This is a genomic window from Micromonospora sp. NPDC003816 (assembly GCF_042874705.1).
Lineage (GTDB): Bacteria > Actinomycetota > Actinomycetes > Mycobacteriales > Micromonosporaceae > Micromonospora.
This window is the reverse complement of record NZ_JBIANP010000017.1, coordinates 35628-57550: the sequence shown is the minus strand read 5'-3', so window position 1 is coordinate 57550 and position 21923 is coordinate 35628. Positions and strand designations below refer to the sequence as shown.

22 protein-coding genes and 1 riboswitch are annotated in these 21923 nt (G+C 72.3%); of the genes, 7 read left to right on the top strand and 15 right to left on the bottom strand.

The window, feature by feature from the left end:
- Window positions 1-35 precede the first annotated feature (35 nt).
- Both ACFYTT_RS29660 and ACFYTT_RS29655 read right to left on the bottom strand, forming a co-directional pair.
- Window positions 36-1859, bottom strand: a complete 1824-nt coding sequence (locus ACFYTT_RS29660; protein ID WP_387264158.1) for an ABC transporter ATP-binding protein — start codon at window positions 1857-1859, stop codon at window positions 36-38.
- Window positions 1856-3652, bottom strand: coding sequence for an ABC transporter ATP-binding protein (locus ACFYTT_RS29655; protein ID WP_387264155.1), 1797 nt, complete (start codon window positions 3650-3652; stop codon window positions 1856-1858). The genes ACFYTT_RS29660 and ACFYTT_RS29655 overlap by 4 nt, the downstream gene beginning before the upstream one ends.
- A 261-nt stretch (window positions 3653-3913) precedes the next feature.
- Between ACFYTT_RS29655 and ACFYTT_RS29650 the strand changes: the two genes are divergently transcribed.
- From ACFYTT_RS29650 to ACFYTT_RS29640, 3 genes are all read left to right on the top strand, one after another.
- Window positions 3914-4726: a hypothetical protein gene (locus tag ACFYTT_RS29650; protein ID WP_387264152.1), complete on the top strand. Its 813-nt coding sequence runs from the start codon at window positions 3914-3916 to the stop codon at window positions 4724-4726.
- Window positions 4727-4794: 68 nt separating this feature from the next.
- Entirely contained in the window at window positions 4795-5361 is a 567-nt protein-coding gene (locus ACFYTT_RS29645) for a DUF6529 family protein (protein ID WP_236145824.1), read from the top strand.
- Between the two features lie 16 nt (window positions 5362-5377).
- Entirely contained in the window at window positions 5378-5857 is a 480-nt protein-coding gene (locus ACFYTT_RS29640; RefSeq protein WP_387264149.1) for a Rieske (2Fe-2S) protein, read from the top strand.
- A gap of 148 nt (window positions 5858-6005) precedes the next feature.
- Here the strand turns inward: ACFYTT_RS29640 and urtE are convergent, their stop codons facing one another.
- The 6 genes from urtE to ACFYTT_RS29610 all read right to left on the bottom strand — a co-directional run bounded on the left by urtE (window position 6006) and on the right by ACFYTT_RS29610 (window position 12444).
- The gene (urtE, locus tag ACFYTT_RS29635) at window positions 6006-6698 is read right to left on the bottom strand and encodes an urea ABC transporter ATP-binding subunit UrtE (RefSeq protein WP_176095865.1); all 693 of its coding nucleotides are present in this window, start codon (window positions 6696-6698) and stop codon (window positions 6006-6008) included.
- Window positions 6698-7471 carry an urea ABC transporter ATP-binding protein UrtD gene (urtD, locus tag ACFYTT_RS29630; RefSeq protein ID WP_387264146.1) on the bottom strand — a complete coding sequence of 258 codons (774 nt, stop codon included), beginning with the start codon at window positions 7469-7471 and terminating at the stop codon, window positions 6698-6700. Before urtD ends, urtE begins: the two co-directional genes overlap by 1 nt.
- A complete protein-coding gene (urtC, locus tag ACFYTT_RS29625) occupies window positions 7468-8646 on the bottom strand; it encodes an urea ABC transporter permease subunit UrtC (protein WP_387264143.1) in 1179 nt (392 codons plus the stop codon). The genes urtD and urtC overlap by 4 nt, the downstream gene beginning before the upstream one ends.
- Window positions 8643-9530: an urea ABC transporter permease subunit UrtB gene (gene urtB, locus ACFYTT_RS29620; protein WP_387264140.1), complete on the bottom strand. Its 888-nt coding sequence runs from the start codon at window positions 9528-9530 to the stop codon at window positions 8643-8645. The genes urtC and urtB overlap by 4 nt, the downstream gene beginning before the upstream one ends.
- A gap of 78 nt (window positions 9531-9608) precedes the next feature.
- The gene (gene urtA, locus ACFYTT_RS29615; protein WP_176094271.1) at window positions 9609-10853 is read right to left on the bottom strand and encodes an urea ABC transporter substrate-binding protein; all 1245 of its coding nucleotides are present in this window, start codon (window positions 10851-10853) and stop codon (window positions 9609-9611) included.
- A gap of 463 nt (window positions 10854-11316) precedes the next feature.
- Window positions 11317-12444 carry a substrate-binding domain-containing protein gene (locus ACFYTT_RS29610; RefSeq protein WP_387264137.1) on the bottom strand — a complete coding sequence of 376 codons (1128 nt, stop codon included), beginning with the start codon at window positions 12442-12444 and terminating at the stop codon, window positions 11317-11319.
- 97 nt (window positions 12445-12541) lie between these two features.
- Here ACFYTT_RS29610 and ACFYTT_RS29605 point away from each other — a divergent pair, with 97 nt between their 5' ends.
- Window positions 12542-12991 (top strand): MarR family winged helix-turn-helix transcriptional regulator, encoded by a 450-nt coding sequence (locus tag ACFYTT_RS29605; protein WP_387264134.1) that lies wholly within the window; start codon window positions 12542-12544, stop codon window positions 12989-12991.
- Window positions 12992-13055: 64 nt separating this feature from the next.
- Here ACFYTT_RS29605 and ACFYTT_RS29600 read toward each other — a convergent pair whose 3' ends face one another.
- The 7 genes from ACFYTT_RS29600 to ACFYTT_RS29570 all read right to left on the bottom strand — a co-directional run bounded on the left by ACFYTT_RS29600 (window position 13056) and on the right by ACFYTT_RS29570 (window position 18748).
- Window positions 13056-14081, bottom strand: a complete 1026-nt coding sequence (locus ACFYTT_RS29600; protein ID WP_387264132.1) for a serine hydrolase — start codon at window positions 14079-14081, stop codon at window positions 13056-13058.
- 128 nt (window positions 14082-14209) lie between these two features.
- On the bottom strand, window positions 14210-14974 hold the full coding sequence (locus tag ACFYTT_RS29595) for an urease accessory protein UreD (protein ID WP_387264129.1): 765 nt from the start codon (window positions 14972-14974) through the stop codon (window positions 14210-14212).
- A complete protein-coding gene (gene ureG, locus ACFYTT_RS29590; protein WP_131057516.1) occupies window positions 14974-15711 on the bottom strand; it encodes an urease accessory protein UreG in 738 nt (245 codons plus the stop codon). The genes ACFYTT_RS29595 and ureG overlap by 1 nt, the downstream gene beginning before the upstream one ends.
- Window positions 15701-16384: an urease accessory protein UreF gene (locus ACFYTT_RS29585; protein WP_176094275.1), complete on the bottom strand. Its 684-nt coding sequence runs from the start codon at window positions 16382-16384 to the stop codon at window positions 15701-15703. The genes ureG and ACFYTT_RS29585 overlap by 11 nt, the downstream gene beginning before the upstream one ends.
- Entirely contained in the window at window positions 16384-18087 is a 1704-nt protein-coding gene (locus tag ACFYTT_RS29580) for an urease subunit alpha (RefSeq protein WP_131057779.1), read from the bottom strand. Before ACFYTT_RS29580 ends, ACFYTT_RS29585 begins: the two co-directional genes overlap by 1 nt.
- Complete coding sequence (locus ACFYTT_RS29575; protein WP_387264124.1) at window positions 18084-18449, bottom strand: urease subunit beta; 366 nt, start codon at window positions 18447-18449, stop codon at window positions 18084-18086. Before ACFYTT_RS29575 ends, ACFYTT_RS29580 begins: the two co-directional genes overlap by 4 nt.
- Window positions 18446-18748 carry an urease subunit gamma gene (locus ACFYTT_RS29570; protein ID WP_131055129.1) on the bottom strand — a complete coding sequence of 101 codons (303 nt, stop codon included), beginning with the start codon at window positions 18746-18748 and terminating at the stop codon, window positions 18446-18448. The genes ACFYTT_RS29575 and ACFYTT_RS29570 overlap by 4 nt, the downstream gene beginning before the upstream one ends.
- Before the next feature lie 292 nt (window positions 18749-19040).
- Window positions 19041-19153, top strand: a riboswitch (SAM riboswitch).
- A 261-nt stretch (window positions 19154-19414) separates the two neighbouring features.
- On the opposite strand from ACFYTT_RS29570, the gene ACFYTT_RS29565 reads away from it, so the two are divergent.
- The 3 genes from ACFYTT_RS29565 to ACFYTT_RS29555 are packed head-to-tail and all read left to right on the top strand — an operon-like array spanning window position 19415 to window position 21803.
- Complete coding sequence (locus ACFYTT_RS29565; RefSeq protein ID WP_131055127.1) at window positions 19415-20257, top strand: ABC transporter substrate-binding protein; 843 nt, start codon at window positions 19415-19417, stop codon at window positions 20255-20257.
- A gap of 35 nt (window positions 20258-20292) precedes the next feature.
- Window positions 20293-21075: an amino acid ABC transporter permease gene (locus tag ACFYTT_RS29560; RefSeq protein ID WP_176094277.1), complete on the top strand. Its 783-nt coding sequence runs from the start codon at window positions 20293-20295 to the stop codon at window positions 21073-21075.
- Complete coding sequence (locus ACFYTT_RS29555; protein WP_176094278.1) at window positions 21072-21803, top strand: amino acid ABC transporter ATP-binding protein; 732 nt, start codon at window positions 21072-21074, stop codon at window positions 21801-21803. The genes ACFYTT_RS29560 and ACFYTT_RS29555 overlap by 4 nt, the downstream gene beginning before the upstream one ends.
- Window positions 21804-21923: the final 120 nt, after the last annotated feature.

The following is a 21923-nucleotide window of genomic DNA, read 5'->3' as shown; positions in this document are numbered from 1 at the left end:
GCCTGACGGGCGGCCGACGGCCGCCCGTCAGGCGACTACAGCCGCCAGGAGCGGGTCGCCTCCTGCTCGGCCCACATCCGCGCGTACCGCCCGTCGCGGGCCAGGAGTTCGTCGTGCCGTCCCACCTCGACGACCTCGCCGGCGTCGAGGACCACGATCCGGTCGGCGTGCCGCACCGTGCCGAGCCGGTGCGCGACCACCAGCACCGTCCGGTCCCGGATCAGGCCGGACAGGGCCTGCTGGACGTGGCGCTCGTTGGTGGCGTCCATCGCGGCGGTCGGCTCGTCCAGCAGCACGATGGGCGCGTCCTTGAGGATGGCGCGGGCCAGCGACAACCGCTGCCGTTCACCACCGGACAGCGTGGCACCGCCCTCACCGACCAGGGTGTCCGCGCCCTGCGGCAGCCGCGCCACGATCTCGTCCACCCGGGCCTGCGCGGCGGCACGGTCCACCTCGTCGTCGTCGGCCTCCGGTCGGCCGAACCGGATGTTGTCCCGCACCGACTCGCTGAACAGGTAGCTGTCCTGGAAGACGACGGTCACCGCGTCGAAGAGGGTCCCGCTGTCCAGTTCCCGGATGTCCACCCCGCCGATCCGGATCGCCCCGGAGTCCGGCGCGAAGAACTGGGCCAGCAGGTGCAGGCAGGTGGTCTTGCCGGCGCCGCTGCTGCCGACCAGCGCGGTCACCGTGCCGGCGGTGGCCTCGAAGCTGACCGACCGCAGCGCCGGCCGGGCCGCCCCCGGATAGGTGTAGGAGACGCGGTCGAACTCGACGTCGTGGCCCTGCGGCACCGGTCCGGCAAGGACCTCCGCCGGCACCGGCTCGGCCAGCAGCGCGCCGAGCCGGTCCACGGCCGCCTCACCGACCCGTAGGCTCTCGGTCTGCTCACCCATCGCCCGCAACGGCCCGTGGATGCGCAGCGACAGCACCGCGAACACCAGGAAGGTGGCCGGTGCCAGGTCGCCGCCGATCAGCAGGAAGGCACCGGCCAGCAGGACCACCGGCAGCCCCAGCTCGATCACCGTCAGGAAGAGCACCAGCGGCACGACCAGCTTGTTGACCAGCCCGATACTCGCCTCCCGGTGCCGCACCAGGGCCTGTGCGAGACGGCTGGAGCGCTCACCCGTGGCACCGTGCGCGCGGGCCACCGCGATGCCCGAGACGTACTCCTGGAAGCGGGCCGCGGCCTGGCCGCTGGCCTGGGCGCGTTCGGCCGCGAGCCGGGCGAAGGTCCGCTGCGACCAGGCGTAGACCAGCATCGCCAGCGGAATGGTGGCCAGCGCGGCCAGGCCCATCCGCCAGTCCTCGACCAGCAGGCCCACCGCGATCACCAGCGGCAGCAGGGCCGCGCCGATGATGGTGGGTACGGCGCCGAAGACCACCGGCTCCAGTTCGCTGAGATGGTGCGTGACCAGTGCGGTGAGGTCGCCGGTCTGCCGCTTGGTGTGGTAGCCGAGCGGTAGCCGGCGCAGGTGCTCCAGCGCCCGCAGGCGCAGCTCGCCGAGGAGTTCAAAGGAGGCCACCCAGCTCTGTCGCTGCGCGAGCAGGTCGAAGCCGAACTGGCCGACGGTCGCCGCCACCACGGCGACGCTCCACCAGAGCACCTCGCGTTGGCTGATCGGCGGCCCGCCGAGGTTGGCCTCGCGGAGTCGTTGCAGCACCACGACGAGCAGCCAGATCGGCACCGCGATGCAGACCGCCGCCGCCATCCGGGCGGCGATCCCCCACAGTTGCTGGCGACGCAGCCGGGGGTCGGACAGCTCCCACAGCCGGCGGATGAGGGCCACGGTGCGTCCGGCCACCGTGCCGACGGGCCGTGCGTCCGGTCGGCCGTCGGGAGGTGAGGTCAGGGTGCTCATCCGCGCGCTCCGCTCCGCTCGTCGCTGGCGCCGAGACTCCATCGGGCGCTGGTGGTGGCGTCGGCCCAGAGCCGCGCGTACGTGCCGTCGGCGGCCACCAGGTCGTCGTGGCGGCCGGTCTCGGCCACCCGGCCGTCGGTCAGCACCACGATCCGGTCGGCGTCGCGGATGGTGCTGAGCCGGTGCGCGATGACCAGCAGGGTGCGTCCGGTGGCGAGGTTCGCCACCGCCTGCTGGATGGCGATCTCGTTCTCCGGGTCGGTGGAGGCGGTCGCCTCGTCCAGCACGACCACCGGCGCGTCCTTGAGCAGGGCGCGGGCGATCGAGATGCGTTGCCGCTCGCCGCCGGAGAGGGTGGCGCCGCGCTCACCGACCACCGTGTCGTAGCCCTGCGGCAGGGAGAGGATGAAGTCGTGGCAGCGCGCCGCCCGGGCGGCCCGGTGCACGGTCTCGTCGTCGAGGTCGGGGCGTCCCAGGGTCAGGTTGGCCCGGACCGTGTCGTGGAACAGGAACGGGTCCTGGAAGACCACCGCGACCGTGTCCATGAGCTGGTCGACGGCCATGTCCCGGACGTCGACACCGCCCACCCGGACGCTGCCGGCGTCCACGTCGAAGAACCGGGAGACGAGGCGGGCGACGGTGCTCTTGCCCGAGCCGCTGGGGCCCACGACGGCGGTGACCCGGCCCGCCTCGGCGTGGATGCTCACCCTGTCGAGCGCCAGCCGGTCGGGGGTGTAGCCGAACGAGACGTCCGTCAGCTCGACCGAGGTCGGGCCGAGCGGCACCCGGTGGCCGGTGTCCGGCAGCGCCGGGCTGTTCAGCAGGGCGGCGATCTCGTCGGCGCCGAACCGCACCTGGCGCAACTGGGAGCTGTAGCCGGTGAGTTTGGTCAGCGGCGCGGTGTACCCGAGGGCGAGCAGCAGGAACAGCAGCAGGGTGGGCAGGTCGACCGCGCCGTCGCGGTAGAGCCAGAGCCCGACCGGCACGACGACGGCCACGTTGGCCGCCATCACCGTGAAGTACGCGGCCCCGCCGGGCAGGAAGGCCAGCCCCCAGCGGGTCTCCGAGTCGACGTACCGGCGGACCGCGTCGGTGGCCCGGGCCACCGTGTCGGTCTGCCGGTTGAACACCTTGACGGCCTTGATGCCGTGGAGGAACTCGGTGACCGCCTGGTTCATGGCCATCCCGGCGCCGTGCCACTGCGCCACCCACGCGCCCGAGCCCCGGGTGGCGTGCCGCATCGCCAGCATGGCCAGCGGGACGACCGCCACCGCCGCGAGCGCCAGCCGCCAGTCGATGACGAAGAGCCAGACGGTGGTGGCCGCGACCACGGTGATCGCGGCGACCGCGTCGGGCAGCATGTGCGCGACGAAGACCTCGACGCGTTCGACGTCCTCCATGGCGAGTTTGCCGACCCCGCCGCTGCCGCGCCGGGTCACCTCGCCCAACGGCAGCACCGAGACGCGTTCGGCGATGCGCTGGCGTAGCCGGTGCAGCAGCCAGTACGCGCAGACGTGGCTGATCGCCAGGGCCCCGCCCATCAGCCCGGTGCCGGCCACGATGGCGACCAGCGCGACCACGGCGTACCGGATCAGGGAACCGCCGTCGGGGTCCGCCTCGGTGACCAGCTCGACCGCGACCCGGTAGGCCATCAGGTAGGGCACGAGTTGGCACGCCACCGCCGCGACGGCGAGCAGCACGGCCGAGGCGAGTCGGCCCCGTTGCGCCCGGACCAGTGATCGGAGCAGTTCCCGGCCGCCACCACCGGCGTCCGTGTCGGTACCGGCGGCCATCGCCCACCCCGTCTCGTCGGCGGTCGTCGGTCCCTTGAGGACCTCCCGAGCGGTGTAATGGTAGTCGTTATCGATCTCGCGAGACAGCTTCCCCGCCCGTAAATGTCGCCGACGGTGGGCCGACCGACCGCTCAGGGTGATCGACACCTGTCCGAACGGACCACCTCGGACACCGCCTCGACCTTGCGGCAAAGGTTCTCCCGCGCCGATTGAACCGATACACCGCCGCCGGCCGTACGTCTTGGGCGAAGGGAGTGGCCCATGAAGCGCATGACCCCGTTGCTCACCCTCCTCTCGGGGGCGGTGACGGCCGCCGTGCTGTTCACGATGAGTGCGCAGGCATCCCCGCCGGGAACCCAGCCCGCCGCCGGGAACGGACCGCCGGCCGCCGCGCCGGCACCGTCGCCCGGGATCGAGGACGACGTCGAGGCAGACGTCGACGGCGATGTGGACGACCCCGCCGAGCCGGAGGTGGACCCGGACGCCCCCGACGGCACCGACGGCGCACGACCGGGCGTCACCTCGCCACCGACCGACCGGGACCCGTCGTCGGCCGGCACCGAGGTCAACTCGGTGGAGCAGAACTGGATCGGCCAGCTCGAGAACGGCGCCACCATCGCGATCACCGTCAAGAACGGCAAGGCGGAGGCGTACGTCTGCGACGGTCGCGAGATGGAGGTGTGGCTCTCCGGCACGGTCCGCGACGGCAAGATCGAACTCACCGGCAAGGACGCCAAGCTCACCGGCGTGATCCGGGGCGACGTCGCCAGCGGCGAGATGGTCGTCGGCGTACGCCGGTGGAAGTTCACCGCCCGTCCCGAGGAGAAGACCGACGACGCTCCGGTGGTCAAGTCCGGCTCCGGCACCGCCCCGGCGATCTACCGGGCCACCGAGGAGATCCGCGCGGCCGGCATCGACGGCGGCTGGATCATGCTGCCGGACGGCACCCAGATCGGCATCGTCACCTGGAACGGCAGGCCCATCCCGGCACCGCCGCTGGACCCGGCCTTCTTCACCACCAAGGTCAACGGAGTCACCATCACCGCCGCACCGGTCGTCCCCGGAGCACGGTGATGTCCCAGCACCGCCACAGCAGCGTCCGGACGGTGCCCCGCCGCCCCCGGGAGCCCTCGATGGAGGTGATGCGCGACCTCGACGGCCCGCCGCCGCCGAGCGCGCCGAGGCCACGGCCGTCGATGGTGGTCCCGCTGCTGGTCGGGGCGGGGGTCGCGGTGGCGTTGGGGGTGTACGGCCGCACCCACACCCCGACCGGCATCGCGGTCAACGTGGCGGGGTTCTCCTCGCCGCTGACGGTGAAGGTGTGGCTGGGCACCGGCGCGGCCTTCTTCGCCGTCGTCCAACTGCTCTCGGCGCTGTCCATGTGGGGCCGGCTCGGCGGGTTCTCCCCGTCCTGGGCCGGCACCGCGCACCGCTGGTCGGGACGGATCGCCTTCCTGCTCACCGTCCCGGTCGCGGTGCACTGCCTGTACGCGCTCGGCTTCGCCGACTTCGACACCCGGGTGCTGATGCACTCCCTGCTGGGCTGCTTCTTCTTCGGCGCGTTCGCCACCAAGATGCTGACCCTGCCCAAGCGCGGACTCGCCGGCTGGGTGCTGCCGGTGGTCGGCGGGGTGGTGTTCGTGGCGCTGATCGGCATCTTCCTGACCTCGTCGGTCTGGTACTTCACCACGTTCGGTTTCCAGCTCTGACGGAAAGGCACCTCGGATGAACCACGAGCAGGCCGGCTGCTGCCGGTCGCGGCGGGCGATGCTGGCCGGCACCGGCGCGGCGGGCGTGGCCGCGCTGACCGGCTGCGCCACCTACGGCCAGCCGACGTCGGCTCCCCCGCCACCGCCGCCCGCCGCGAACCCCAGCGCCGACCCGTCCGCGTCGGGCGCGCCGGACGCCGGTGGTGGCCCGCCGGCCCTGGCCACCCTGGCCGACATCCCGGTCGGTGGTGGACAGATCTACGCCGACGCCGGGGTGGTGATCACCCAGCCGACGCCGGGGACCATCAAGGCGTACTCGTCGACCTGCACCCACCAGGGCTGCACGGTCACCGCGGTGACCAACGGCACCATCGTCTGCGCCTGCCACAACAGCGTGTTCGACATCGCCGACGGTACGGTGCGCAGCGGCCCGGCGGGGTCCCCGCTGCCCGCCGCGAACGTCTCCGTCGACGGGGACGCCATCCGGCTCGCCTGACCCGGACACGTCCCAGCGGCGCCGACACCAGGACGCGGCCCACCCAGGCCCGGGCCGCGCGGGGCCGTCCGGGGTGGCGTCGCGACACCGGACGGCCCCTGCCTCACCCGGGGGCGGGTGGGGCAGGGGTCCCGGAGCCTCGGCGGGCTCAGACCGCGAGCGCCTGGCGTACGGTCCGCTCCGCGCTCGCCCCGCCGTCGCCGGCCGAGGTGACCCGCCCCGACTCCAGGACGTGGTAGCGGTCGGCCACCCGCAGCGCGAAGCCGAGGTGCTGCTCGACCAGGAGCACGCTGAACCCGCGCTGCGCGATCAGCGCCACGATCCGCTCCTGGATCTCGGTCACCACCGACGGCTGGATGCCCTCGGTCGGCTCGTCGAGCATCAGCAGTCGGGGCCGGGTGATCAGGGCACGGGCGATGGCCAACTGCTGGCGCTGGCCACCGGAGAGCAGCCCGGCCCGGCGACGCAGCAGCCCGCGCAGCGCGGGGAACAGGTCCAGCACCTCGTCGGTGGCAGCCGCGCCGTCACGCCGACCGTCGGCGACCAGACGCAGGTTCTCCGCCGCCGTCAGGTGCGGGAAGCACTGCTGGCCCTGCGGCACGTAGGCGACACCTCGGGCGACCCGCTCGTGCGGGGCCAGCCGGGTGATGTCCACCCCGTCCAGCTCGACCCGACCGGCACTGGGACGCAGCAGGCCGGCGGCGACCCGCAGCAGGGTCGACTTGCCGGCGCCGTTGTGCCCGAGGACCGCCGACACCCCGTCGTCGGGCACCTCGACGTCGACGCCGTGCAGCACCCGGCTGCGCCCGTAGCCGGCGTGCACGCCGCGCAGACTGAGCATCATGCCTCCGTAGCCGTCGGGGCCGACCCGGCGTCGACCGGGTGACCGAGATAGACCTCCTGCACGCGCGGGTCGGCCTGCACCTGCGCCACGGTGCCCTCGCTGAGCACCCGACCGGCGTGCAGCACGGTGACCGTCCGCGCGAAGCGGCGCAGGAAGTCCATGTCGTGCTCGATCACCACCACCGTGCGGTCCTGGGCGACCTTCTCCAACAGGCGGCCGGTGGCGTCGCGTTCCTCGTGACTCATGCCGGCCACCGGTTCGTCGAGCAGCAGCAGGCGGGCGTCCTGGACGAGCAGCATGCCGATCTCCAGCCACTGCTTCTGCCCGTGCGCGAGGGTGCCGGCGAGCTGCTCGGCCCGGTCGGCCAGGCCGATCACGTCGAGCGCCTCGGCCACCTCGTCGGGCACCCCGTGCCGGCGGCGCAGCAGCGTCGCCCAGCTCCGGCGGGCCCCGGCCGCGATGTCGAGGTTCTGCACCACGGTCAGTTCCTCGAACACCGTCGAGGTCTGGAACGTCCGACCGACGCCGAGGCGACTGATCCGGTGCACCGGACGACCGAGCAGTTCCCGGTCGCCGAAGCGGACCGAGCCGGTGGCCCGGACCAGCCCGGTGACGGCGTCGACCAGGGTGGTCTTGCCGGCACCGTTGGGTCCGATGAGGAACCGGATGTCGCCGGGCGCGACGTCCAGGCTGACGCCGTCCACGGCGGTGAAACCGTCGAAGCTCACCCGCAGGTCACGCACGTAGAGCCCGTATAGCTGCTCGCTCACGATGCCGCCTCCACCTTGCGCCGCCGTAGTCGCCCGAACGGACCGGGCCGCGGCCCGCCATCGGCGGGTGGGTCGGAGCGGCGGCGCACCAGGCCGACCAGCGACGCCAGACCGCCGGGCAGGAAGGCCACCACCACCACGAACAACAGGCCCTGGAGGTACGTCCAGGTGCCCGGGAACCGCTCCGACAGGGCGGTCCGGGCCCATGCCACCGCGACCGCGCCGAGGACCGGCCCGAGCAGGGTGGCGCGACCGCCGATGGCGACACCGATGACGAACTCGATGGAGGGCACGATGCCGATCAGCGCCGGTGAGATGATGCCGACCGCCGGGACGAACAGTGCCCCGGCCAGCCCGGCCATCCCCGCAGCCACCACGTACGCGACCAGTTTGACGGTGGCCGGGTCGTAGCCGAGGAAACGGACCCGTTCCTCGCCGTCGCGGACCGCGACGAGCAGTTCGCCGTAGCGGCTCTGCATCAGGTGCCGGGTCAGGGCCAGCAACGCCAACAGGGTACCGGCGATGATGAAGTAGACCATCCGCTGGTTGACCGGGTCGTCCAGGTCGTAGCCGAAGAAGCCCTGGATGTCGGTGAGGCCGTTGGTGCCGCCGGTGGTGCCCTGCTGGCCGATCAGCAGGATCACCATGGCGGCGGCGAGGGCCTGGCTGAGGATGGCGAAGTAGGCGCCCCGGACCCGGCGGCGGAACACCAGCGACCCGAGGACGAAGGCGACCGCCATCGGCAGCAGCACCGTGGCGGGCAGGGCGAACCACGGGCTGGCGAACGGGCGCCACCACAGCGGCAACTCGTCGAGTTGCCCGTACAGCATCATGAAGTCGGGCATGTTGCCCGGACCCGCGTCGGCGAGCTTGAGGTGCATGGCCATCGCGTAGCCGCCGAGGCCGAAGAAGACGCCCTGGCCGAGGGCGAGCATGCCGCCGCGTCCCCAGGCCAGGCCGATGCCGACCGCGACCATCGCCACGCAGAGGTACTTGGCCAGCAGGGACAGCCGGAAGTCGGAGAGCAGCAGCGGGGCGACGGCGAAGAGCAGGGCCGCGCCGAACGCGAACCCGGCGGCGGCCCGGAACCGGTGCCGGGACGGGCCGGCGGCCGGGGTGGCCGGCGGGGGCGCGGGTGCGGCGTCGGTGACGGGATCTCTGGCGACGGTGGTCATGCCAAACTCCTGGTACGCAGGGTGAACATGCCCTGGGGTCGCCACTGGAGGAACGCGACGATGGCGACGAACACCATCACCTTGGCGACGCTGAGGGTGGTCAGGTACTCGCCGGACGCCTGGAGCACACCCAGCGCGAAGGCGACGATCACGGTTCCCTTGAGCTGGCCGATGCCGCCGACCACGACGACCAGGAAGGCGTCGATGATCAGGTTGGTGCCCATGGTGGGACCGATCGGGCCGAGCAGGGTGAGCGCGACTCCGGCGATGCCGGCCAGGCCGGAGCCGATGAAGAAGGTCGTCCGGTCCACCCGGGCGGTGGCGATGCCGGAGACGGCGGCCAGGTCGCGGTTCTGCACCACGGCACGGATCCGCCGCCCCAGCGGGGTGAGGCGCAACGCGAGGGTCAGCGCGACCACCGCGCCACCGGCCAGGGCCAGGATGAACAGCCGGTTGTTGGCGACGGTGATCCCGCCGGGCAGGGCGATGTTCCCGGTGAGCAGTTCCGGGGCGCGGGTCTGCACGTTCGGGCTGCCGAAGACGTCCCGGGCGAGCTGTTGCAGGATCAGCGACACGCCCCAGGTGACCAGCAGCGTGTCCAGCGGCCGGGCGTAGAGGCGGCGGATCAGCAGGGCCTCCAGCAGGACGCCCATCGTGCCGGCCACCACGAAGGCCACCGGCAGCGCCACCAGCAGCGACCAGCCGGCCGCGGTGATCACCTGTTGCAGGACGTAGGTGGTGTAGGCGCCGGCCATGATGAACTCGCCGTGCGCCATGTTGATCACGCCCATCTGGCCGAACGTGAGCGCCAGACCCAACGCGATCAGCAGCAGCACCGCGCCGATGCTGACGCCGGTGAAGAGTTGACCGATGAGAACTGTCACGGTGGGTACTCCGAACTGCGGGTGGGGGTCGGCCCGGACGGGACTCCTCCCGTCCGGGCCGTGGGACCGGGGCGTCGGTCAGCTCAGGCCGCCGGCCCAGGGGTAGCTCTTCAGGTACGGGTCCGGGGTGATCGGCTGGCCGGAGTTCCAGACCTCGGCGATCAGCCCGTCCGCGCCGACCTTGCCGACGCGGGCCGTCTTGGCGATGTGCTGCGTCGCACCGTCCACGGTGACCAGACCCTCCGGCGCCTCGAAGGTGATGCCGTCGGCGGCCTCCCGGACCTTCTCCACGTCGAACGTGCCGGCCTTCTCCACCATCGCCTTCCACAGGTGGACCGAGACGTACGCGGCCTCCATGGGGTCACTGGTCGGCTTGTCCGCGCCGTACTTGGCCTTGTACGCGGCCACGAACTTCTCGTTCGCCGCACCCGGCGTGGTCTGGTAGTAGTTCCAGGCGGTGAGCTGGCCTTCCAGGTACTGGGTGCCGATGCTCTTGACCTCCTCCTCGGCGATGGAGACCGAGACCACCGGCATGGTGGCCGCCGTCAACCCGGCGGACTTGTACTCCTTGAAGAACGCCACGTTGCTGTCGCCGTTGAGGGTGTTGAAGACGGCGTCCGCGCCGGCGGACTTCACCTTGTTGGTGATGGTGCCGAACTCGGTGGACCCGAGCGGGGCGTAGTCCTCCCCCAGCACCGTCATTCCGTTGGCCTCGGCGTACGCCTTGATGATTTTGTTCGCGGTGCGCGGGAAGACGTAGTCGGAGCCGACCAGATAGAGCGACTTGGCACCCTGCGCCTTCAGATACTCCAGCCCGGGAACGATCTGCTGGTTCGTGGTGGCACCGGTGTAGAAGATGTACGGAGACTGTTCCAGTCCCTCGTACTGCACGGGGTAGAACAGCAGCGCCTTGTTCTTCTCGAACACCGGCTTGACGGCCTTGCGGCTGGCCGAGGTCCAGCATCCGAAGACGGCGGCCACGCGGTCCTCACGGATCAGTTTCTCGGCCTTCTCGGCGAACGTCGGCCAGTCCGAGGCGCCGTCCTCGCCGACCGGCTGGATCTTCTTGCCGAGCACGCCACCGGCGCTGTTGATCTCCTCGATCGCCAGCGTGATCGCGTCGCGGACGGTCACCTCGCTGATGGCCATGGTGCCGGAGAGGGAGTTGAGCAGGCCCACCTTGACGGTGTCGCCGGAGACGTCGGCGCTGACGCCGGCGGAGGTGTTCCCATCGGTGGTCTTGCTGCCGCACGCGGCCAGTGCGGCTGCGGCGACCAGGGTCATGGCACCCGCCAGGATGCGGCGGCCCCGGATCAGTGTCATCAATGCTCCCTGCTTCGCGCCTGGGCGTGGAGTCAGTGCCCGGGAACGTACGTCGGTCCCGGGTCGTAAAGTGCGGATCTGTGCGGTGCGGTGCGGTCCGTTGAGGTGCGTCGCGCTGCCTGGAACGACGGGTGGACGCCGACCCGGGCAGCGATTCGGATATCGGGCAGGGAAAGCTTCGATCCGCTTCATTGCGCGGATGTTTCCCGATCCTCAATAGACTGTTTCCGCTGACTGGCGCCGTTCACGGGAGCGGATACAGAAAATGCCGGAGCCCCGCCGCGAGGATCGACGGAATGGCACCGGCACAACAATATGAACCGCGACGACGGCAATTACCGATCATCGGCGGGTGGTTGGTCGCATCCCGACCGAGGGCCGGATACTTCACACAGGAAGTATCTTATGTGGCCGGCGCGCGACCCTGTCAAGGCACGGTCGGGTCACGCCACGGTCGGCCGGCTCAGAGTTCGGCGAGGACGGTGAAGTCCAGGCCGTCGGCCTCGGCCAGATAGATCCGCTGGCGTACGTGCCGACGACGCAACCGCAGCTCGCCGCGCGGCCCGTCGTACGACACCACGTCGGCGGACGCCTCCACCGCGCGGACGTCCAGCGTGCCGGCCTTGGCGATCAGGGCGGACAGCAGCATCACACCCTCGTAGCAGGACTCACCGAGGCTGCCCAGCGGCGGCGCCTCCAACCCGAACCGGCGGGCGAACTGACCGTGGAAGTCCAGATTCTCCGGCGTCACCAGCCCGGCGAAGAAGCCTGCCGTGCTGAACAGTCCCCGCGTGTTCGTCGCCCCGCTGGCCAACAGCATGTTCTCGTCCATCAGCGTGCTCAACCGCAGGCAGCGCTGGTCCAACCGGGACCGCGCGAAGGCCCGGTTGAACCGGACCGCGTCGGCACCGACCAGCAGCATCAGGACCGCGTCCGCGTCGCTGCGCTCGATACGTCGTAGCACCTCGACGAAGTCGTGCGTCTCCAACGGCAGGAAGTGGTGCCCGACCACCCGACCGCCGCTGTTCAGCGCGTACCGGTAGGCGGCACGGGTGGTCCGGCGCGGCCAGACGTAGTCGTTGCCCACCACGAACCAGCGACGGACCCCGAGGTCGGCGGCGAGCACCCGCATCGCCGGCCACAGCTGCGCGTCCGGCGTCTCGCTGGTCAGGAAGACCCCCTCGGTACGCTCGCCACCCTCGTACAGGGCGGTGTAGACGTACGGCACCCGGTGCGCGATGCGCGGCGCCACCGCCTGCCGGACCGACGAGATGTGCCAGCCGGTGACGCCCTGCACGGCGCCCGTCGACACCAACGCCTCCACCTCGGCGGCGACCTCGGCCGGTGGCGCACCGCCGTCGACCGGCACCAGCCGCAGCTCGCGGCCGAGCACCCCGCCGCGCTGGTTGACCTCCTCCATCGCGAGCTGGGCACACTGCTCGCAGCTCGGGCCGAACATGCCGGCCGGTCCGCGCATCGGGTACACCAGCGCGATGCTGACCACGCCCCGGTCGACGGTGAGCCAGGGCGCCCCGGCGGCGAGCCTCTCCCCCGCCTGCGGGCGCCCGTACCCCGGTGCCGGCGCGGACATGAACACATCGTGGCCGCAGCCGGGGATGATGACCAGACCTCCCCAGCAGACGGGACGTCTCGGTACGATGACTCGGCAACCGCCAGGCGGGAGTGCCATGTCAGACCTTCCCGGCTCCGCAGCCGACCTGCTTCCCCTGCTCACCCGCGCCGAGCGTCTGCTCGCCCGCCGGGTCGGTGGGGTGCTCGCCGTCGAGTCGCTCACCATCGAGGCGTGGCGGGTGCTCTGCCTGCTCGCCGACGGTCGGGGGCACCCGATGAGCGAGGTCGCCGCCGAGGCGTCCCTGCCCCCGGGCACCCTGACCAAGCTGGTCGACCAGCTCGTGGACCGCAACCTGGTGTTCCGGCGGGTCGACCCGTTCGACCGGCGACGCATCCGGGCGTACCTGACCGACCGGGGGCGACGCGAGCACGAGCGGATCGCCGCGCGGGTCCACACCGACCTGTCCGGGCTGACCGCCTCCGGTGACGCGGACCTGGCCGCGCACCTGGACGACCTGATCGGACGGCTGGAGCCGGACCGCCGCCCGGCCCCCACCCGGGTCTGACGCCGCCACCGGCCGGCGGGCGGGTCACCGTGGCCGGCCGGCCACGGTGCCGGGTGACGTCGGGTCAGCCGCCGTTGACCGGGCGGAACCGGTTGACGGAGTGCCGGGCTCGTGCCGCGCGGTTGGTGACCGGCCCGACGGCGTCGAACATCACCCGACCCAGGGTCGCGTGGGCGCGTACCGCCGGGTGGGTGCCGCCGTAGTTGTCCAGGTCGCCGAGGGAGTCGGCGAAGAAGGCGTAGGTCAGCGTCGGCGCGCCGGTCGCGTCGAACATGATGCCGGCCTCGTGCCGGGCCGCGCCGCTCTCGTCGTAGTCCGCGCCGTACTTGGTGGCCACCCGGCTGCGTTCCGCCGAGGACATGTCGCGACGGATCCCGTCGTGGTAGCCGTTCACCCAGCGCAGGATGCCCAGCAGGAAGTCGCACGACCGGGTCGACAGCAGGGTCTTGGTGGCCAGCCGCCACAGCAGGTCGTGGGTCTCGCGCGGGGTGGTGACGCCGAGGAAGAAGCGGTTCGGGTTGGCCACCGGCTCGACCCGGGTGTGCGTGAAGCCCTTGGCGGCGAGGATCTCGTTGATCTCCAGTGCCGGCACCACCCGCCCGCACATCCGCACCGACGTGTTGTCGGAGACGAGCAGCATGGCGGTGAGGAAGTTCGCCACGGTGATCTCGTCACCCCAGACGGTGTGCAGGAAGTAGATGCCGCTGCCACCGAGGATGATGTCGCCGGTCAGATCGAGCCGCTGGCCGAGCGCCAGCTCACCCCGGTCGATCTTGTCCATCACCGCCACCGCGACGGCCAGCTTCTGCACGCTGTACCCGTGCGTCACCCGGTCGACGTCGTCGGCCACCACGGTCCGCAGCGCACCGGAGTCGTCCACCATCGCCACGTGCGAACGCCACGCACCGCCCGCCCGCGCCTTCTGCTGCCGATAGGTACGCCGGATCAGCGCCTGCGCGGCATCGTGACCGGACGGTGCCGCACCGCCCGACGTACCGGGCGCGGCGGCAGCGCCGCCCGGTGTCGCCACCAGGGCCGCCGCAGCGGCCCCGATCCCGATCGCGGCCCGACGGCTCATCTGCTCGACCATTGCCACTCCTCTGGTCCGGCGTGCGACCGGCGGGATACCGGCACCGGACACACCCTGCCATACCCGCCCATCTATCGCCGCCCCCTCCTCCAGAGTGGAGCGGATCGGTCGCCGCGAGCCGGCGGGGCTCACCCGACTCGGACGGCCTCGTCGCCGTCGACCGGGAACGCCGTCGCCGTCGGGGTGAGGTACCACCGCAGGGTGTGCGCGTCCGGGGCGGTGGCGGTCCAGAGGGTGGCCGGGCCGCCGGCCAGTGGCAACCGGGCGACCGTGCCCATGACCGCCGGGGGTACGGACGGTGCGCACGGGTCGACCACGAGCAGCGAGCCGGTGGCGGGTGCGCCGCCGAGCACCGCCGGTCCGGCCCAGCCGGGTGTGTCCGGCCCGACCGCCAGCGACTGCCGCAGCAGGGGCCGGCCCCCGACGTCGACCCGGGTGACGACCTCGGCGTTGCCGGGTGCCTCCTGGTACCGACCGCAGATCAGTTCGTCCCGCCAGTGCAGGGTGCCGCCCTCGGCGACATCCACCTGGGCGTCGGCCACGTGCGCACAACCCGCCGCCGCGACCAGTTGCTCCGGCAGCCAGTGCAGCGTGGCGTCGGCGGCGACGGTCACCCGGACCAGCATCCGGGAGACCGCGCCGGGGCGGCCGGGCAGGGCGATCGAGGCGGCCACGGTGCGGACGCGGACCACCGCACCGGGGCCCACCTCGACGTCCAGCCGCAGGTCGTCGCCGGCGAGCGGACCGGCCGCACCGCCGACGACGTACACCGTGACGCCACCGTCCGACGCCGGCACCTGCCGCAGCAGCAGCGGGCTCTCGCCCCGCAGCTCGGCCAGCACGGTGCGGCCGTGCCGGTCGGCGCGGGCCAGCAGCCGGGCGGTGGCACGCATCAGGCCTGCCCGGCGGGTACCGGGTGGTCGGCGTGCGCGGTCGCGGCCCGGTGGTGGGCCAACTCGTGCCGGATCCACCCGGCGACCCGGGTGGCCAGCGGATCCTCGGTGATGGACTGGAACACCGTCGGCAGGCTGCCCCGGCGGGCCCGCGCGTCACGGTCCATCACCGACAGGTCGGCGCCGACCATCGGGGCCAGGTCCGTCTTGTTGATCACCAGGAGGTCGGCGGCGGTCACGCCGGGGCCACCCTTGCGCGGCACCTTGTCCCCGCCGGCCACGTCCACCACGAAGATCTGCCGGTCCACCAGACCTCGGCTGAAGGTGGCGGTCAGGTTGTCCCCGCCGCTCTCCACCAGCACGAGGTCCAGCGGGCCCAGCGCCTCGGCCAACTCGTCGACCGCGTCGAGGTTGGCACCGATGTCGTCACGGATGGCGGTGTGCGGGCAGCAGCCGGTCTCCACGGCCCGGATCCGGTCCGGGTCGAGTACCCCGGCCCGCTTGAGGAAGTCGGCGTCCTCGGTGGTGTAGATGTCGTTGGTCACCACCGCCAGCCGCAACTCGTCGGCGAAGGCCCGGCACAGCGCGGCGACCAGCGCCGTCTTGCCGGAGCCGACCGGACCGCCGATGCCGACCCGCAGCGCCCGCGACGCGGCGGGCAGCGGGGCGTGCGGGTCGACTCCGGGTTCCGGGTGGGTGTGGGGAACGGACTCGTCGTGCTCGGTCTCAGGACGCAAAGAGACGCACCTCCCAGGTGGCGTGGACTTCGGCATGGATGTCGGCGAGCGGAGCGGCGGCGGCCGGCAGCCGCTCCGGTGGTTCCTCGGCGGCCCGCGCCGCCCGCGCCGCGGTGGCGTCGCAGGCGACCGCGAGCCGCACCAGCAGGGCCTGCACCCGGTAGGGATCGAGGCCGAGCAGACGTACGGCGGCGCTTGCCGAACCGGTCACCGTCGCGTGGGCGGCGACCGTGGCGACCTGCGCCGGGTCCAGACCAGCTGCGGCGCCGACCAACCCCAGCACCAGCGGCTGGTGCGGGCCGGGCGGCCGGGCGGGCAGGTCGTCGAAGGTGTCACCGGGCCAGATCTCCCGCCCGGCCCGCAGCAGCGCCCGGCCCTGGCGACGGGACACCGCCCGTTGGGCCGGCGACGCGGTCCGGGCGTCCAGTTCGGCGTCGAGCCGCGCCAGCAGGTCCCGGCGTCCGGCCGACCGGGCGGCCCGACGGGACGCCGCCGCGAACGCCGCCGCGACCAGCCCGGCGGTGGCCAGCCGCCCGCGCAGGTACTCCCCCAACGTGGCCAGGTCGGTCACCCGCCCGGCCGCGACAGCCGCCTCCAGCCCCGACGAGTGGGCGTGCGCCCCCGCTGGGAACCGCCCGTCGGCAAGCAGCAGGAGCATGGTCGGCGCGCTCATCAGAACAGGAAGTAGCGCTGGGCCATCGGCAACTCGGTCACCGGGTCGGGTTCGACCACCTCGCCGTCGATGCGGACGGTGAAGGTGTCCGGGTCCACCTCGATGCGCGGCAGCGCACCGTTTTCCGGCAGGTCGGTCTTGCCGCGCTGCCGTACGTCGGCCACCGGCACCACCCGGCGACGCACGTCCAGGCGCAGCCCGGCGTCGAGCGCGGCGGGTGCCACGAACGCCAGGCTGGTGGCGGCGGCCGCCACGCCGTACGCGCCGAACATGGGGCGGGGCAGCATCGGCTGCGGCGTCGGGATCGAGGCGTTCGCGTCCCCCATCTGGGCGTACGCGATGAACCCGCCCTTGATCACCAGGTGCGGTCGGACGCCGAAGAACGCCGGTTCCCAGAGCACCAGGTCGGCGAGCTTGCCCGGCTCGACCGAGCCGATCTCGTGGTCGAGTCCGTTGGCCATGGCCGCGCAGATGGTGTACTTCGCCACGTAACGCCGGGCCCGGTGGTTGTCGGCGGCACCGTCACCGGGCAACGCCCCCACCCGCGCCTTCATCACGTGCGCGCTCTGCCAGGTCCGCAGCACGACCTCGCCGACCCGGCCCATCGCCTGCGAGTCGGAGCCGATGATCGAGATCGCGCCCAGGTCGTGCAGCAGGTCCTCGGCGGCCATCGTGGACGGTCGGATCCGGCTCTCGGCGAACGCCAGGTCCTCCGGCACCGCCGGGTTGAGGTGGTGGCAGACCATCAGCATGTCGAGGTGTTCGGCCAGCGTGTTGCGGGTGTACGGACGGGTCGGGTTGGTCGACGAGGGCAGCACGTTCGGTTCCCCGGCGACGGTGATGATGTCCGGCGCGTGCCCGCCCCCGGCCCCCTCGGTGTGGTACGAGTGGATCGCCCGGCCGCCGATCGCCCGCAGGGTGTCCGCGACGAACCCGGCCTCGTTGAGGGTGTCGGTGTGGATGGAGACCTGCACGCCCGAGGCGTCCGCCACCCGCAGGCACGCGTCGATCGCCGCCGGGGTGGTGCCCCAGTCCTCGTGCAGCTTGAAGCCGCCGGCACCGGCCCGCAGTTGTTCCCAGAGCGCCTCGGCGGAGACCGTGTTGCCCTTGCCGAGCAGCAGCACGTTGACCGGGAACGCGTCCAGCGCCTCGTGCATCCGGGCCAGGTGCCAGGCGTTCGGCGTGACGGTGGTGGCCCGGGTCCCCTCGGCCGGTCCGGTGCCGCCGCCCACCAGGGTGGTGACACCACCGGCCAGCGCCTCGGTGACGATCTGCGGGCAGATGAAGTGCACGTGGGTGTCGACCGCCCCGGCGGTGAGGATCCGGCCGTTGCCGGCGATCACCTCGGTCGCCGGTCCGATCACCAGCTCCGGGTGCACACCGTCCATGGTGTCCGGGTTGCCCGCCCGGCCCAGCGCGACGATCCGCCCGTCGCGGATCCCCACGTCCGCCTTGACCACGCCCCAGTGGTCGAGGACCACCGCGCCGGTGATGACGGTGTCCAGGGCCCCCTCGGCCCGGGTGGCCCGGGACTGCCCCATCGACTCGCGGATCACCTTGCCGCCGCCGAAGACCGCCTCGTCGCCGCCGGCACAGTGGTCGTGCTCGACCTCGATCAGCAGGTTCGTGTCGGCCAGCCGGATCCGGTCGCCCGTACTCGGCCCGTAGAGCGCCACGTAGCGCTCCCGCTCCACCATGCTCATGCCGTCGCTCCGCTCCGCTGCGCGCCGCCGTCGGGCACCGCCGTCGTCGGGGCCGGGTCCAGCGGGCCGGCGCACTCGCCGCGCAGGCCGGGGACGATCCGCGCGCCGCGCAGCGGCACCAGGTCCACGGTGCGGCTCACGCCCGGTTCGAACCGCACGGACGTGCCGGCCGGTACGGCGAGACGCTGCCCCCAGGCGGCGGACCGGTCGAAGTCCAGGGCCGGGTTGGCCTCGGCGAAGTGGTAGTGCGACCCGACCTGCACCGGCCGGTCACCGGTGTTCACCACGAGCAGCGTGGTCACCGGACGTCCGGCGTTGATCTCCACCGGCCGCGCCGCCGGCAGGATCTCCCCGGGGATCACGGGATCGGGTGGTGCACCGTCACCAGCTTGGTGCCGTCCGGGAACGTCGCCTCCACCTGCACCTCCCTCAGCAGCTCGGGGATGCCGTCCTGCACGTCGTCCCGGCTCAGGACGGTGCGGCCGGAGGCCATCAGGTCGACCACGGACGCCCCGTCGCGGGCACCTTCGAGGAGGAAGGCGGTGAGCACCGCGACGGCTTCCGGGTAGTTGAGACGCAGGCCGCGCTCGCGGCGGCGTCGGGCGACGTCCGCCGCCACGTGGACGAGCAGGCGGTCCTGCTCGTGAGGGGTGAGATACACGGGGTGCTCCCGGTGGGTTCCGCGCCCCGGACACCGTCGGCCCGGCGCCTCGACGCGCCGACCGCCGGTCGGGGTTCGCCCGCCGGTCCCGACCGCCACGTGCGCGGGGCCCGGGGTTTCCACCTCCCCGGTCCGCGTGACGGACCACCGGCGGTGTCGGGTCGGATGCGGACCGCACCGCCCACCGCTGAGCAGACCGTAAGGGATCACGCGGGCAGCGGGCAACACCCCGCGTGAGCGTGGTCATAACGGGTGGACGCTGCCCCGTCACGGGCTGCTAGCCTCGGCGGCAGGTCAAGAGCGTCAGCGTCAAGCCCCGGCTCGCTGGCCGGCAACCCTCGTCCGCGCAGGGGTGCCCCGGGTGAGGACCAGGCATCGGAGCGATCTCCGGTGCAAGCGTGGCCTGGTGTCCCAGGTCATCACGACCTCGAGGAGAGCCATGGCGTACCCCGATCGACCGGTTGCCTGCCGGCACCTGACCCGGCGTCGGCACGTCGACATGATGCGGGTGTGCAGCGCCGCGTGTAGCTGACCGCGTCGCCACCCGGCCGTCGACCCCACCCGGTCGGACGACCACCCCGTTCGTTCCCATCCTTCGCGGTCCGTCCCACGGCGGACCGTCGGTGTGGCACGTGCGTGCCCGCCGCCGCTCATCAGGAGACACCTGTGCGATTCCTTCCTGCCCTCACCCGGGCCGCCGCCGTCGGCGTCACCGCCGTGCTCGCCGCCGTCACCCTCACCGCCTGCGGCGCGGACGGTGACCCCGCCGAGAACCCGTACAACCTGCTCCAGCCGGGGGTGCTGCGGGCCGGCACGCTGACCGACGCACCGCCGAACGTGTACCTCAAGGACGGCGAGTTCACCGGGTTCGACAACGACCTGCTGGTCGCCGCCGCCGACAAGCTCGGGCTGCGGGTCGAGTTCGTCGGCACCGACTTCTCCGGTCTGCTCGCCCAGGTCAACAACCGCAAGTTCGACGTCGGCAGCTCCTCGATCACGATCACCGAGGCGCGGAAGAAGACGGTCGACTTCGGCAACGGCTACGACTTCGGATACTTCGGCCTCGACGTGCCCGCCGGTTCGACGCTGGCGAGCTTCGACGAGCTGTCGGGCAAGCGGGTGGTCGTCGTGCAGGGCACCGTCCAGGACGACTACGCCACCGGGCGTGGCCTCGACCCGGTGCGGGTGCCGGACTACAACGGCGCGATCAACCAGCTCAAGGCGGGCACCGCCGACGCCTGGATCGCCCCGGCCGAGATCGGCGAGAAGACCGCCGCCGACAGCGGCGGCAGGATCACGGTCGCGGCGAAGGAACTCAGCCCGGCACCCACCGCGTACGCGGTCGCCAAGGGCAACGACACGCTGCGCGAGGCGCTGAACCGGGCCCTGGACGAGGTCATCGCCGACGGCACCTGGACCCGCCTCCAGGAGCAGTACTACCCGGGCCGGCCGATCCCGGCCGACTTCACCCCGGGCAGCGGCGAGGTGTCGGCGCCGGCCGCCTCCTGAGGTAGGACGACGAGCGAGTAGGGCGGAGGTCGACCGTGGATCCGTTGCGCACCCTGTGGGAGACGTTCTTCGACTGGGAGTCGATGCGCGAGGCGCTGCCCGACATGATCACCGTCGGGTTGCCGAACACGCTGATCCTGGCGGTCACCGCCGCCCTGCTCGGCTCCGCCATGGGCATCGTGCTGGCCGTCGCGGGCATCTCGCGTACCCGCTGGTTGCGGTGGCCGGCCCGGGTCTACACCGACGTGTTCCGCGGTCTGCCGGCGGCGGCGACGATCCTGCTGATCGGGGTCGGTCTGGCGCCGTTGGGCATGCAGGTGTGGGGACCCAACCCGTACCCGCTGGGCATCCTGGCGCTGTCGCTGATCGCGTCGGCGTACATCGGGGAGATCTTCCGCTCCGGCATCCAGTCGGTGGAGGCCACCCAGGTGGAGGCCGCCCGCGCGCTCGGTTTCTCCTGGTGGGAGGCGATGCGGGTGGTGGTGATCCCGCAGGGTGTCCGGCGGGTCCTGCCGGCCTGGGTCAACCAGCTCATCGCACTGATCAAGGACTCCAGCCTGGTCTACTTCCTCGGTCTGCTGGCCAGCCAGCGGGAGCTGTTCCGGATCGGGCAGGACTACGCGGCCAACACCGGCAACCAGTCGGCGCTGCTGCTCGCCGGGCTCTTCTATCTGACCCTGACCGTGCCGCTGACGCACGTCGTCAACTGGATCGACCGGCGGCTGCGGCACGGCCGCCCGGCGACCGGACCGGCCGGTGACGACCCGGACGACCTCGACCTGGCGCTGCCCGGCGCCGCCGGAGGCAACCAACGATGAGCACCTCGGTCAGCCTGAGCCTGCGCGACGTACACCTGGCCTTCGGCCCTCACCAGGTGCTGCGTGGGGTGGACCTGGACGTCGCACGCGGCGCGACCGCCTGCGTGATCGGCCCCTCCGGGTCCGGTAAGTCGACGCTCCTGCGGACCGTCAACCGGCTCCTCGAACCGGACAAGGGTGACGTGCTGCTGGACGGACGCAGCGTGCTGCGCGACGACCCGGACGCCCTGCGGCAGCGGGTCGGCATGGTGTTCCAGCAGTTCAACCTCTTCCCGCACATGAGCGTGCTGCGCAACATCACCGTCGCGCTACGGCGCATCCGCAAGCTCGGCGAGGACGAGGCGGTGGCGGTGGCGCGTACCCACCTGGACCGGGTGGGGCTGGCGGCGAAGGCCGACGCCCGGCCGGCGCATCTGTCCGGCGGGCAGCAGCAGCGGGTGGCCATCGCCCGGGCGCTGGCCATGCAGCCGCAGGTGATGCTCTTCGACGAGGCCACCTCGGCGCTCGACCCGGAGTTGGTCAAGGGCGTGCTGTCGCTGATGGCGGACCTCTCGTCGCAGGGCATGACCATGGTGGTGGTGACCCACGAGATGGGTTTCGCGCGCGAGGTCGCCGACACCGTCGCGTTCATGGACGCCGGAGTGGTGCTGGAGGCCGGCGAGCCGGCCGCGATCTTCGAGTCGGCCGAGCACCCGCGCCTACGCCGCTTCCTGTCCCAGGTTCTCTGACGCGAACGCAAGCGCACTCAACATCACCCTCCGGTACGCGACCATGCGCACTCGTAGCGTCGACCGCCCTTTGAACGCCACAACAGGCTCCTCAGCCTCGATATCTAACGGCCGGTATAG